At 72.8% G+C, this 14,717-nt stretch carries 3 protein-coding genes; 2 read left to right on the top strand and 1 reads right to left on the bottom strand.

What is annotated here, in order from left to right; genetic code table 11:
* Nucleotides 1-202 precede the first annotated feature (202 nt).
* On the top strand, nucleotides 203-10,762 hold the full coding sequence (locus HFP48_RS14910; RefSeq protein WP_168579705.1) for a type I polyketide synthase: 10,560 nt from the start codon (nucleotides 203-205) through the stop codon (nucleotides 10,760-10,762).
* 134 nt (nucleotides 10,763-10,896) lie between these two features.
* On the opposite strand, the gene HFP48_RS14905 is transcribed toward HFP48_RS14910, so the two are convergent.
* Nucleotides 10,897-11,586, bottom strand: coding sequence for an MBL fold metallo-hydrolase (locus HFP48_RS14905; protein ID WP_006936519.1), 690 nt, complete (start codon nucleotides 11,584-11,586; stop codon nucleotides 10,897-10,899).
* 173 nt (nucleotides 11,587-11,759) lie between these two features.
* Here HFP48_RS14905 and uvrA point away from each other — a divergent pair, with 173 nt between their 5' ends.
* On the top strand, nucleotides 11,760-14,693 hold the full coding sequence (uvrA, locus tag HFP48_RS14900; RefSeq protein WP_006936517.1) for an excinuclease ABC subunit UvrA: 2,934 nt from the start codon (nucleotides 11,760-11,762) through the stop codon (nucleotides 14,691-14,693).
* The last annotated feature ends 24 nt before the right edge of the window (nucleotides 14,694-14,717 follow it).

The following is a 14,717-nucleotide window of genomic DNA, read 5'->3' as shown; positions in this document are numbered from 1 at the left end:
GGAGCCCGACGGGCAACTCGATCGGAAGGCCTCGGAGGTCGCCGAGCGCTCCGGACGGTATGCGTCCGAGGCGTGCCCACAGTCGTCTCGCACGACGCACCGGTCACGATCGCACGAGCAGATCGCTGTGTCCGGGTGGGGGGCGGCGGATACCATCGAGTTCTCGGCGCTGGCACGACGGCTCTCGGATTGGAGCTCGATTATGGCCGATGACGCGAAGCTCCTCGACTATCTGAAACGGGTGACCGCAGAGCTCTATCAGGCCCGGGAGAAGCTCCGCGAGGTCGAGGGGGTGAGTCGCGAACCGATCGCCGTCGTCGGGATGGGGTGCCGGTTCCCCGGCGGCGTCCGCTCCCCACAGGATCTGTGGCGCCTGGTGGAATCCGGTTCGGAGACCGTCTCCGGGTTCCCCACGGACCGGGGTTGGGAAGCGGCGGATCTCTACGATCCGACGGGCCGGCAGGCCGGCAGGACGTACACGGTGCAAGGTAGCTTTCTCGACGATGCAGCGGGTTTCGACCCGGAGGTCTTCGGAATCTCACCTCGCGAAGCACTGGCGATGGACCCGCAGCAGCGACTCCTGCTCGAGACGAGCTGGGAGACCTTCGAGCACGCCGGCATCGATCCGCGGTCCGTGCACGGCAGGCAGATCGGCGTCTTCACCGGTCTGTCCGGAATCGACTACTCGGCACGGGCGGGCGGCGCCCCGCCCGAGGAACTCGCGGGCTACTTCATCACCGGCACCGCGATGAGTGTCGCCTCCGGCCGTGTCGCATACAGCTTCGGACTGAACGGACCCGCGATCACCGTCGACACGGCATGCTCGTCGTCCCTGGTGTCCGTCCACCTCGCCATGCAGGCACTGCGCAACGGCGAATGCGAACTCGCCCTGGCCGGCGGGGCGACCGTCATGTCGACGCCCGCGGTGTTCGTCGAGTTCAGCCGGCAGCGTGGACTGGCCCACGACGGGCGCTGCAAGGCGTTCTCCGCCGCGGCCGACGGTACGGCGTGGGGCGAAGGCGCCGCGATCCTCGCGCTGGAACGCCTGTCCGACGCCGAGCGCAACGACCGCCGGATCCTCGCCGTCGTCCGCGGCAGCGCGGTGAACCAGGACGGCGCCAGCAACGGCCTGACCGCCCCGAACAAGCAGGCCCAGGAACGGGTGATCCGGCAGGCCCTGACCGACGCCGGACTCGGCCCGGCCGACGTCGACGCGGTCGAAGCCCACGGCACCGGCACCACACTGGGCGATCCCATCGAGGCGTCCGCCCTGCTGGCCGGCTACGGCCGCGATCGGCCCCCCGACCGGCCGTTGTGGCTCGGCTCGGTGAAGTCGAACCTCGGGCACACCCAGGCCGCCGCCGGAGTGGCCGGAGTGATCAAGATGATCATGGCGATGCGGCACGGTGTGCTGCCGAGAACGCTGCACGTCGACCGCCCCACCCCCCACGTCGACTGGTCCGCCGGATCGGTGTCCCTGCTCACCGAGAACCGGGAATGGCCGGCGACCGACCGGCCCCGCCGGGCGGCGGTCTCCTCGTTCGGCATCAGCGGCACGAACGCCCACGTCGTGCTGGAGCGGCCGGCCCCACCGCCGGACGCTGCGCCCACCGACGGGATCGACGGATCGGACGACGTCGTGGCCTGGTTCGTGTCGGGCCACACCGAACCGGCGCTGCGCGCGCAGGCCCACAGGCTGGGGGACTACGTCGCCGACCATCCCGAGCTGACACCCGCCCAGGTGGCCGGCCCGCTGCTGACCTCCCGCGCGACCTTCGACCACCGTGCCGCCGTGCTCGGTACCGACCGGACGGCCCTGCTGTCCGGTCTCGACGCGCTCGGCCGAGGCGCCCCCGACCCCGGTGTGATCACCGGCGTGGCGGTCGAGGCGGGCGACCGGCCGGTGTTCGTCTTTCCCGGGCAGGGCGCGCAGTGGGTGGGCATGGCCACCGAATTGCTGGAGTCCTCCCCGGTGTTCGCCGACAGCCTGCGCGAGTGCGCCGACGCCCTGGCCCCGCACACCGGGTTCGCGCTGCTCGACGTGCTCCGCGACCGCGATCCGGCGGCCCTGGACCGGGCCGACGTCGTGCAACCCGCGCTGTTCGCGGTGATGGTCGGTCTTGCGCGGCTGTGGCACGCACACGGCGTCGAACCGGCGGCCGTGGTCGGGCACTCGCAGGGCGAGATCGCCGCCGCCCACGTCGCCGGCGCGCTGACCCTGCCCGACGCGGCGCTCGTCGTCGCGGCCCGCAGCCGGGTGATCACGGAATCGGCCCGGCGCGGCGGTGGCATGGCGTCGGTGGGTCTGCCGGCGGACGCGGTGCGGCAGCAGATCGAACCCTGGGCCGGGACCGTCGAGGTGGCGGCGATCAACGGTCCGGCCGCCACGGTCGTGTCCGGCCCCGGCGACGCCCTCGAGGTACTGGTCGCGCGGTGGCAGGCCGACGGTGTCCAGGCCCGGCGCATCACCGTCGACTACGCCTCCCACTGCGCGGACGTCTCGGTGCTGCGCAGGCCCATTCTCGACGCTCTCGCCCCGATCACCCCGCAGCGTTCGCGGATCCCGTTCTACTCGACGGTGAGCGGGGACATGATGGACGGCACCGCACTCGACGCCGACTACTGGTACCGGAACCTGCGCCGGCCGGTGCGCTTCGAGGACGCGACGAGATCTCTGGCCCGCGACGGGTATCGGCTGTTCGTCGAGTCGGGGAGCCATCCGGTCCTGACCGTGCCGCTGCAGGAGACCCTGGACGCGGCCGGCATCGCGGGTCGCGCCCTCGGCACCCTCCGGCGCGACCGGGCAGGCCTGCGCCAGTTCACCACCGCCCTCGCCGAGGCACACGTGTCCGGGGCGCACATCGAGTGGGACCGGGTCGGGTGGGCTCGCCGCGCCGGTCACCGGCAGTGGGTGGACCTGCCCACGTATGCCTTCCAGCATCGCCGCTACTGGCTCGACGGGGGCGCGCCGCAACGTGATGCCGCCGCAGCCGGCATGGATGCCGGGGACCACCCGATGCTCGCCGCCTCGGTCGAACTCGGCGACGGTCGCGGCGCGGTGTTCACGGGCGTGCTGTCGCCGCACCGACTGCCGTGGCTGAACGAGCACGCCGTGGACGGCACCGTGGTGCTGCCCGGCACGGCGTTCGTCGAACTCGCCTTGCACGCCGGGCATCGCGCCGGCTGCAGCCGCCTCGCGGAACTCACCCTCGAGACGCCCGCGCCGGTTCCCACCGGTGGGGAGCTCGCGGTGCAGGTCGCCGTCCTCACCGCCGACGACGCCGGGCACCGCACGGTGTCGGTGCACTCCCGCCCGGCGGACGCCCCGGCGCAGACACCGTGGACCCGGCACGCCGTCGGCGCACTCACGGGCGCGGTGCACACCGCGCAGGTTCCGATCCGGCAGTGGCCCCCGGCCGATGCGACGCCGATCGACGTGAGCGGTCTGTACGACGCGCTCGACGAGACCGGATACGGGTACGGGACGGTCTTCCGGGGCCTGCGCGCGGCGTGGCGCCGCGGTGACGACCTGTACGGAGAGGTGCGCCTGGGGGGAGAGGACCCCGCCGCGGCGGTCGCCGGGTACGGGATCCATCCGGCGGTGTTCGACGCGGCGCTGCACCTGATCGCGTTCGCCGCCGCCGAGGCCGGCGCCCGCGACCTGCAACTGCCGTTCGCATGGGACGACGTGCAACTGCACGCCGTGGGTGCCACCGCCCTGCGCGTACACATCGCCCCGGCCGGACCCGAACGGTACCGGGTGGCCGCGTACGACACCGCCGGCAAGCCCGTGCTGACCGCGCGCTCGCTGGCGCTGCGGCCGTTCGCAGGTCCGCGGGCGCCGGCCGCCGCGACCGGCACCGGCCTCTACCGCGTGGAATGGATCCCGGTCGAGGCCGGCGCGGCCCCGACGGCGGACCTCGCCGCGCTCGGGGAGGCACTCACCGGCGGCGATCCCGCCGGCCGCACCCTGCTGCTGGCCGGGGAACCGGACGACGAATCCGACGTGCCGACGCGCGCGCACGCCGCCGCGGAGGCGGCGTTGCGGGCGGTACAGGCCTGGCTCGCCGACGAGCGGCTCGCCGAGACCCGACTGCTGGTGACGACGCGCCGCGCCGTGGCGGTCACCGACGACGAACCGATCGACGTCGGCGCCGCGCCCGTGTGGGGGCTGATCGGTGCCGTGCAGAACGAACACCCGGACCGGATCACCCTGGTGGACCTGGACCGGCCGCCCGGTGACCTGCCCGATCCCACCGTGCTGTCCGCGGCCCTGGCCTGCGACGAACCACAACTGGCGGTCCGCGCCGGGACACTCCTCGCGCCCGTGCTCGCGGCGGTGCCGACCGCCACCGACGCAGCCGCGGATCCGGTGCCGTTCGGCCCCGACGGCACCGTCGTCGTCACCGGCGGCACCGGAACCATCGGCCGGCTCGTCGCCCGTCACCTCGTGCGGCGGTACGGGGTGCGCCGGCTCGTGCTGACCGGCCGACACGCGGTCCGCGGCGAGCGGGCGACGGACCTGCGCGCCGAGTTCGCCGAGGCGGGCGCCGAGATCCGCGCCGTGACCTGCGACGTGGCCGATCGAGCCGCGGTGGCGGCCCTGCTCGACGCCGTCCCCGACCTGTCGGGTGTCGTCCACGCCGCCGGGGTGCTCGACGACGCCACCGCCGCCACCTTGACTCCGGACCAGTTGCACGCCGTCCTGCGCCCCAAGGTGGACGGTGCGTGGCATCTGCACGAGCTCACCCGCGATCGCGGTCTCGCGGCGTTCGTGCTGTTCTCCTCCGCGGCGGGTGTGCTCGGCGGCGCCGGCCAGGCGAACTACGCGGCGGCCAACGTCTTCCTCGACGCGCTCGCGCAGCACCGCCGCGCCGAGGGACTGCCGGGACTGTCCCTGGCCTGGGGACTGTGGGACCGCCCCAGCGGGATGACCTCCCATCTGAATGCGGCCGATCTGGATCGGCTCCAGCGCACCGGCATAGACACCCTCACCCCCGAAGCGGGGCTGGCCCTGTTCGATGCGGCGCTCGCCGCGAACCGTCCGTTGACGGTGCCGATACGGCTCTCGGCGCCCGCCCGCCGCTCCGACGGCGAGGCCCTCCCCCCGATCCTGCGCCGAGTGCTCGGCACGTCCCGTCGGCGCGCCGCGGCCGCCCCGTCGGCCCCCGGCCTCGCCGACGAACTGCGGGCGCTCGACCCCGCCGAGCGGCACGCCCGGGTCCTCGAAATCGTCACCACGCACGTCGCGGCCGTACTCGGCCACGACGGGAAGGAGGCCATCGATCCGGAACGGGCCTTCAAGCAACTCGGCTTCGACTCGCTCACCGCGGTGCAGCTACGCAACCAGCTGACGACGGCCACCGGGGTGCGGCTGGCCGCGACGGTGGTGTTCGACCACCCCACCGCGGACGCGCTCGCCCGCGAGATCGCGGCACGGCTGCTCGGCCCCGAGGACACCCCGCAACCGACCCGCACGGCGCGCCGGCGCCACGACGACGACCCGATCGCGATCGTGGGGATGGCCTGCCGATACCCCGGCCAGGTCTCCTGCCCGGACGAGCTATGGCGCCTCGTCCGCGACGGCCGCGACGCGGTGGGCGCGTACCCCGACAACCGCGGCTGGAACCTCGACGAGGTGTACCACCCGGATCCCGAGCGCAGCGGCACGACCTACATGCGGGCCGGCGGATTCCTCTACGACGCCGACCGGTTCGACGCCGCGTTCTTCGGGATCAGCCCCCGCGAGGCCGTCGCGATGGATCCGCAGCACCGACTGCTGCTCGAAAGCGCCTGGGAAGCACTGGAATACGCGGGAATCCCGCCGAACTCGCCCGGGCTCACCGACACCGGCGTCTACGTCGGAATGATGGGCGGCGACTACGGATTCCACCTCATGACCCGGCGGAGCACCGACGCCGAGGGCTACCTCATGACGGGCACCAGCAACAGCGTGGCCTCCGGGCGGATCGCCTACTCGCTCGGCTTCACCGGTCCCGCGGTCACCGTCGACACGGCGTGTTCGTCGTCCTTGGTGGCGCTGCACCTGGCGGCGCGGGCCCTGCGCGACGGCGAATGCACCCTCGCGCTGGCCGGTGGGGCGACGGTGATGGCGACCCCCGGCGTGCTGATCGAATTCAGCCGCCAGCGCGGACTCGCCCCGGACGGGCGGTGCAAACCGTTCTCCGATCGAGCGGACGGCACCGGGCTCAGCGAGGGCGCGGGCATGGTCGTGCTCGAGCGGCTGAGCGACGCCCAGCGCCACGGCCACCGGGTGCTGGCACTGATCCGCGGCTCCGCGGTCAATCAGGACGGCGCTTCGAATGGCCTGACCGCCCCGAACGGTCCGTCGCAGGAACGGGTGATCCGGCAGGCGCTGGCCGACGCTGCCCTCGACCCCGCCGACATCGACGCGGTGGAGGCCCACGGCACCGGCACGACACTCGGCGACCCGATCGAAGCCCAGGCGTTGCTGGCCACCTACGGGCAGCAACGCGACGGCCGGCCGCTGTGGCTGGGGTCGGTCAAGTCGAACATCGGCCACTCCCAGGCGGCGGCCGGGGTGGCCGGCGTGATCAAGATGGTGATGGCGATGCGACACGGTGTGCTGCCGCCGAGCCTGCACAGCGACGCCCCGACCCGGCACGTCGACTGGACCTCCGGCGAGGTCGCGCTGCTGGCCGAGGCGGTGGCATGGCCGCAGACCGGGCGCCCCCGCCGCGCCGGCGTCTCCTCGTTCGGCATCAGCGGCACCAACGCCCACATGATCCTCGAGGAGCCGCCCGACGTCGCCGCACCGGCGGCCCCGCCGCGGTCGGCGTCGCCCCTGGTGTGGGTGCTCTCCGCCAAGACCGACGAGGCGCTGCGCGCGCAGGCCGCCCGGCTGACGGACGTCCTCGACAGGGACGCCCTCGACACGGGGGCCCCGCCGGATCCGGCCGATCTCGCCTATTCGCTGGCCACCACCCGGTCCGGCTTCACGCACCGCGCCGCCGTGACCGGCGAGACGCTCGCCGACCTACGCGACGGCCTGGCCCGCCTCGCCGAGGGACGCGCAGGCGGCAACGCCGTCGCCGGGACGAGCGCCCGCGGGAGGACGGCATTCATGTTCACCGGCCAGGGCGCGCAGCGGATCGGAATGGGCCGCGGCCTCTACGACACCTACCCGGTGTTCGCCCGGGCCCTGGACGAGACCTGCGCCGCCCTCGACGAGCACGTCGACACCCCGATACGGCAGGTGATCTGGGGCGACGCGGACGAAGCCGCCGCGAGACTCGACCGCACCGAGTACACCCAGCCGGCCCTGTTCGCCGTCGAGGTCGCCCTCTACCGACTACTGCGGGAATGGGGCCTCACCCCCGACTACCTGATCGGACATTCGATCGGAGAACTCACCGCGGCCCACGTCGCGGGCGTGTTCAGCCTGCCCGACGCCGCCGCCCTGGTGGCCGCGCGCGGACGGCTGATGCAGGCCACCGCCCCCGGGGCGATGATCGCCGTCCGGGCCCACCCGGAGGACGTCCGGTCGCGGATCGACGGCCGAGTCGACCTTGCCGCGGTGAACGGCGCCGAATCCGTGGTGCTCGCGGGAGCTGCAGCCGACGTGCACGCCGTCGCCGCCGAACTGTCCACCGCGGGAATCGCGGTCACCACGCTGCAGGTCGAACGCGCGTTCCATTCGGCGCTGATGGACCCCGTCCTCGACGAGTTCACCACCGTCGTGTCGCGGCCGGCGGCGCAGCCGCCGACGATCCCCGTCGTCTCCACTCTCACCGGGCGCGTCGCCACGGCCGAGGAACTGACGTCGCCGCAGTACTGGCGCCGGCACATCCGCCGAGCCGTGCGCTTCCACGACGGCATGCGCACCCTCGCCGAACTCGGCGTCTCCCGCTGCGTCGAGATCGGACCCGGCGCGGCCCTGGCCGCTCACGCCGCCGAGGTCGTCCCGCACCCGATCGCCACGTTGCCCGGGCGCGGGGACGACGCACGGGGCTTCGTCGAGGCGGTCGCCGCTGCGTCCGTGCAGGGCCTGGCGATCGACTGGGATCGGGTACTGCCCGGCCGCCGCCGGGTGGACCTGCCCACGTACGCCTTCCGGCGTCGCTCCTTCTGGCCGTCGGCGCCCGCACGCACCAGCGGTGATCCGACGGAGTTGGGGTTGAGCCCGGCGGACCATCCGCTGCTCGGCGCGGCCGTGACCCTCGACGACGACACCACCGTGTTCACCGGAGCGCTGTCCCGGCACCGGGATTCGTCGCTCGCGGCGCCGCAGCCCGGCGATCCGCCGACCGACGCTCCGCAGACCCTGGTACCGGCCGTCCTGGTCGAGCTGACCCTGCACGCCGCCCACCACGTCGGGTGCGACCGCATCGCCGCTCTCACGCTGCACCACGCGCTGGGCCTGCCGGCCGCGGGGTCGCTGCCGATCCGGGTGCTCGTGTCACCGGCCGGTGAGGACGGCGCGCGCACCGTCACCGTCTCGTCGAACATGGGACCGGCCGACGGCCCCTGGGTGCGGAACGCGTCGGCGACCGTCGACGACGGGCTCGCCGCGCAGCCGGACCGGCTCCCGGGCGACACCACGACCGAGGTGCGCCTCGACGACGGCGTCGACCCGAGCGGCTTCGGGATCCATCCGCAACTGCTGCAGGCGGCGCTCGACTCCGTCTTCGGGCCGGACGACTGGCCGCTGACCTGGTCGGGAACCCGGCTGCACCGCACCGGTGCGCAGGCGGTGTCGGTGCGGTGCGCGACGGGCGAGGACGGGCGGTACCGCGTCGACGCCACCGATGCCGACGGCGCGCCGGTGCTGACCGTCGAGGCGCTGCACGTGGTGCCCCGGACGGGCGATGGGGACGGCGCGGGCCCGTCCGGCGCGCGGCGACTGCACCGCCTGGCATGGACCCGAATCGACGACCTCCCGTCCGAGCCGCCGCCCGGCCCGATGGTGGTACTCGGCGCCGCGGATCTGGAATCGAGCTTGTCGCGCTGTCCCGACGCAGCGGCGCTGCGCACCGCGAGGGCAGCCACGCCCGACGACGGGCGGCCCTGGACGGTGCTGGTGGGGTGCGGCACCGACGGCGACCCGGGCCCGGAGGCGACCCACCACCTGTGCGCCCGGACGCTGCGACTGCTGCAGGACTGGCTCGACGACGCCGAGTTCGCCGACAGTGTGCTGGTGGTCGTCACCCGCAACGCGACGGCCACCGGCGAGGAGGGCGAAGGGGTCGACATCGACCTCGCGGCCGCCGCCGTGTGGGGTCTGGTGGGCTCCGCGCAGAACGAGAACCCCGGGCGGTTCGTGCTGCTCGACCTCGACCGGGAGACGGACGTCGACACGGCGATCACGTCGGCCCTGGCCAGCGGGGAACCGCAGGTCGCGGTCCGGGGCCGGGCCGTGCTCGTGCCCCGCCTGCGGCGCATACCGGCCGTGCAGCGATCCGGTCCGCTGTTCGACCCCCGCGGCACCGTGCTCGTCACCGGCGGCACCGGCACCGTGGGAGGGTCGGTGGCGCGCCATCTCGTCAGCACGCACGGGGCGCGGCATCTGGTGCTGACCAGCCGACGCGGACCCGACGCCGACGGAAGCGACCGGCTACGCCGCGAACTGCGCGATGCGGGCGCCGAGGTGCGCATCGTCGCCTGCGACACCGCCGACGCGGCGGCACTGGCCGGTCTGCTGGCCCGGATCCCCGCCGAGCACCCCCTGACCGCGGTGATCCACGCGGCCGGAGTCCTCGACGACGCCACCCTCACCTCGCTCACCCCCGACCGGCTCGACGCGGTGCTGCGGCCGAAAGTCGACGCGGCCTGGCACCTGCACCGGCTGACCGCCGGGGTCCACGCCTTCGTGCTGTTCTCGTCGCTCGCCGGTGTGCTCGGCGCGCCCGGGCAGGGCAACTACGCAGCGGCGAACCGGTTCCTCGACGCCCTCGCCCAGCATCGGCGAGCCCACGGCCGGCCCGCGGTCTCGATCGCGTGGGGCATGTGGGCACCGCCGAGCGCCATGACCGGCAGGCTCGGCGCGGTGGATCTCGCCCGGGCCCGCCGTAGCGGCCTGGTTCCGATGAGCGAGGCCGACGGCCTGGACCTGTTCGACAGCGCCCTGGCGTCCGACCTCTCCGCCGTGGTGGGGGCTCGGTTCGAGCACCTCGGTGCGGCCGCGACGTCCGTTCCCGCTCCGCTGCGGGGACTGGTGCGGCAAGCGCGGCCGCGCGCGGCCGGCTCGGGGTCGGCGTTGTCCGGACCGAACGGATCAGGGCCGTTGGAGTGGGCGCAGCGGCTCACGGACCGGTCGGTGCCCGAACAGCGGCACCTCGTGCTGGAGCTGGTGCGAGCCGGAGCTGCCGCAGTCCTCGGCCACGACGCGTCGGACTCGGTCGATCCCGACCAGGCGTTCAAGGAACTCGGCTTCGACTCGCTCGCGGCGGTGGCCTTGCGCAACCATCTCGGTGCCGCGACCGGTCTGCGGTTACCGCCGACGGTGGTGTTCGATCACCCCAGTCCCCGGGCCGTCGCCGAGTTCCTGCGCGCGGAGCTGGTCCCGGACCCGGTGTCGGTGGCCGTCGCCGGGATCGACCGCCTGCAGGCGGTCGTCGCCGACCTCGGCGCCGACGACGAGGTACGCGCGGCGGTCGCGCAGCGGCTCGAAGCCCTGCTCGCCGACCTCGCGGGAGCCGAGCGGGGCCGCGCCGACACGGTGGACAGGATTCACGCCGCGACCGGTGACGAGATCCTCGACATCATCGACCGGGGTCTGTGAGCCGACGAGCAATCTCCCGGTGACCGCCGGGAAGCGGTCTGCGCAGTGGACACCGGCCCCGGCCATCGAGCTGCCGCCGTCGCAGCTGCGCGAACGCGCCGCGTGAGAACGGCGGCCTCCCGCAGCCCACCCGGTCACCAGCCGCGCTCGCGCCACTCCGCGAGGTGCGGACGCTCGGCGCCGAGGGTGGTGTCCTTGCCGTGGCCGGGGTAGATCACCGTGTCGTCACCGAAGCGGCCGAAGAGCTTGGTGTCGACGTCGTCGTATAGCGAGGTGAACTTCTCGGCGTCCGCGGTCTTGCCCAGGCCGCCGGGGAAGAGGGAGTCACCGGTGAAGATGTGGTGCCGTCCGGTGCCGGCCTCGGTGAGGACCAGCGCGATCGAGCCGGGGGTGTGCCCGGACAGGTGGATCACCTCGAGACCGAGCTCGCCGACGGCGACGGTGTCGCCTTCCATGAGCAACCGATCGGGCGTGACCGGGAGCTGCTCGGCGTCGAGCGGGTGCGCCGCCGTGGGAACCCCGGTCGACGCCGCGACCGCCTCGAGGCCCTGCCAGTGGTCCCAGTGCTGGTGGGTCGTGACGATCAGCTCGAGTTTCGGGGCGTGCTCGGCGAGGAACCGGGTCAGCAACTCCGGCTCGTTCGCTGCATCGAGGAACACAGATCTGCCGGTGGCGGAATCCGTGACCAGGTACGTGTTGTTGTCCATGGGTCCGACGGACAGCTTGACGATGGTCGCGCCGGGCACGGTGCGGCGCTGCGCGGGACCGCCGGGGGTGACCTCGCCGGTGTAGTCGTCGTCGATGACCAAGGGCTGCTGCGACATGTGAGGCACGTTACCGCCGAGGCCCGTCGCCCGCGTGCGCGGCGGTCGGGAACCGGAACGTGTCGGTGGGCGCGCCTACCATGGTCCAGGGCCGAGTTGCGCGACGTGACGTCGGTGAATCGAGATGCGACCGGATCCGACCGTCCAGGGGATCCGACGAGGAGGGACGTGGCGTGGCGGATCGCCTGATCGTGCGTGGCGCGCGGGAGCACAACCTGCGGGGGATCGACCTGGACCTGCCGCGTGACAGCCTGATCGTCTTCACCGGCCTGTCCGGGTCGGGCAAGTCGAGCCTGGCGTTCGACACGATCTTCGCCGAGGGGCAGCGCCGTTACGTCGAGTCGCTGTCCGCCTACGCGCGCCAGTTCCTCGGCCAGATGGACAAACCCGACGTCGACTTCATCGAGGGCCTGTCGCCGGCGGTGTCCATCGACCAGAAGTCCACCAACCGGAACCCGCGCTCGACGGTGGGCACCATCACCGAGGTCTACGACTATCTGCGCCTGCTCTACGCCCGCGCAGGCACGGCGCACTGCCCGCAGTGCGGGGAGCAGATCGCCCGGCAGACGCCGCAGCAGATCGTCGACCAGGTCCTCGACATGGAGCAGGGCACCCGGTTCCAGGTGCTCGCCCCGGTCGTGCGCACCCGCAAGGGGGAATTCGTCGACCTGTTCGAGCAGCTGACCGTGCAGGGGTACGCCCGCGTGCGGGTCGACGGAGTGGTCTATCCCCTCACCGATCCGCCGAAGCTGAAGAAGCAGGAGAAACACGACATCGAGGTGGTCGTCGACCGCCTCGCGGTCAAGGCGAGCGCCAAGCAGCGGCTCACCGATTCGATCGAGACCGCGCTGCGCCTGGCGGAGGGCATCGTCGTCCTCGACTTCGTGGACCGGGACGAGAACGCCGCCGACCGCGAGCGTCGCTTCTCCGAGACGCTCGCCTGCCCGAACGGGCACCCCCTGTCCATCGACGAACTCGAACCCCGGTCCTTCTCGTTCAACTCCCCGTACGGCGCCTGCCCCGAATGCACCGGCCTCGGCATCCGCAAGGAGGTCGACCCGGAGCTCGTCGTGCCGGACCCGGAACTCAGCCTCGAGGACGGTGCGATCGCGCCCTGGTCGATGGGGCAGACCTCCGAGTACTTCACCCGGCTGCTGTCCGGGCTCGCCGACATCATGGGCTTCGAGATGTCCACCCCGTGGAACAAGCTGCCGGCCAAGGCCCGCAAGGCCATCCTCGAGGGCAGCCCGGAACAGGTCCACGTCCGCTACAAGAACCGGTACGGCCGGACACGGTCGTACTACGCCGAGTTCGAGGGCGTGATGCCGTTCCTGCACCGCCGGCTCGAACAGACCGAGTCCGAGCAGATGAAGGAACGCTACGACGGGTACATGCGGGAGATCCCGTGCCCCACGTGCGAGGGCGCGCGGCTGCGTCCGGAGATCCTCGCGGTGACGATCGCCGCGGGCGAGCACGGACACAAGTCCATCGCCGAGGTCTCCGACCTGTCCATCGCCGAGTGCGCCGAGTTCCTGAACGCCCTGACCCTCGGGGCGCGGGAGGAGGCCATCGCAGGGCAGGTGCTCAAGGAGATCCAGGCGCGTCTCGGGTTCCTGCTCGACGTGGGACTCGAATACCTCACCCTGTCCCGCGCGGCCGGCACCCTGTCCGGCGGGGAGGCACAGCGCATCCGCCTCGCCACCCAGATCGGCTCGGGCCTGGTCGGTGTCCTGTACGTCCTGGACGAGCCGTCCATCGGCCTGCACCAGCGCGACAACCGCCGGCTCATCGAAACCCTCACGCGGCTGCGTGATCTCGGCAACACCCTGATCGTCGTCGAGCACGACGAGGACACCATCCGCGCGTCGGACTGGGTCGTCGACATCGGGCCGTACGCCGGCGAGCACGGCGGTCGCGTCGTGCACACCGGCCCCTACAAGGAACTGCTCGAGTGCACCGAGTCGCTCACCGGCGCGTACCTGTCCGGACGTCAGCGGATCGAGGTGCCGGAGCAGCGCCGGCCGGTGGACCGCAAGCGTCAGGTCACCGTCGTCGGCGCCCGCGAGAACAACCTGCGCGGCATCGACGTGGCCTTCCCGCTCGGCGTGCTCACCTCCATCACCGGTGTCTCCGGATCCGGCAAGTCGACCCTGGTCAACGACATTCTCGCGACGGTCATGGCCAACAAGCTCAACGGCGCGCGGCAGGTGCCCGGCCGGCACACCCGCGTCAACGGGCTCGACCAGCTCGACAAGCTCGTGCAGGTGGACCAGTCGCCGATCGGCCGTACCCCGCGGTCGAATCCGGCCACCTACACGGGCGTGTTCGACAAGATCCGCACCCTGTTCGCCGCGACCACCGAGGCGAAGGTGCGCGGCTATCAGCCGGGCCGGTTCTCGTTCAACGTCAAGGGCGGCCGATGCGAGGCCTGCTCGGGTGACGGCACGCTCAAGATCGAGATGAACTTCCTGCCCGACGTGTACGTGCCGTGCGAGGTGTGCCACGGGGCCCGCTACAACCGCGAGACCCTCGAGGTGCACTACAAGGGCAAGACCATCGCCGAGGTGCTGGACATGCCCATCGAGGAGGCCGCCGAGTTCTTCGAGCCGGTCACCTCGATCCACCGCTACCTGCGCACCCTTGTCGACGTCGGCCTCGGATACGTGCGCCTGGGCCAGCCGGCCCCGACGCTCTCGGGGGGCGAGGCGCAGCGCGTCAAGCTCGCCGCGGAGCTGCAGAAGCGGTCGACGGGCCGCACCGTGTACGTGCTGGACGAGCCGACCACCGGTCTGCACTTCGAGGACATCCGCAAGCTGCTCGGCGTGATCAACGGGCTCGTCGACAAGGGCAACACGGTGATCGTGATCGAACACAATCTCGACGTGATCAAGACGGCGGACTGGATCATCGACATGGGCCCCGAAGGGGGCTCCGGCGGCGGCACCGTCGTCGCGCAGGGCACGCCCGAGGACGTCGCGGCGGTCGAGGGCAGCTACACCGGCACGTTCCTGCGCGAGGCGCTCGCCGAGTCCGTCGCCCAGGAGCCCGCGCCCGCCCGCAAGCCGGCGCGCAAGCGCGCGCCGCGGAAGGTGGCGGCCGCGAGCTGACCTCGGCGCCGACGCGCCGCGGAC

Origin of the sequence: Rhodococcus sp. DMU1 (assembly GCF_012272955.1) — a bacterium.
In the GTDB taxonomy this organism is placed as follows: domain Bacteria; phylum Actinomycetota; class Actinomycetes; order Mycobacteriales; family Mycobacteriaceae; genus Rhodococcus; species Rhodococcus aetherivorans.
The sequence above is the reverse complement of the archived record's forward strand: the minus strand, read 5'-3'. Positions and strand labels throughout refer to the sequence as shown.

Coding starts and splice junctions, on each gene's coding strand:
- HFP48_RS14905 (WP_006936519.1), bottom strand. CDS start 11,586: ATGTCGCAGCAGCCCTTGGTCATCGACGACGACTACACCGGCGAGGTC.
- HFP48_RS14910 (WP_168579705.1), top strand. CDS start 203: ATGGCCGATGACGCGAAGCTCCTCGACTATCTGAAACGGGTGACCGCA.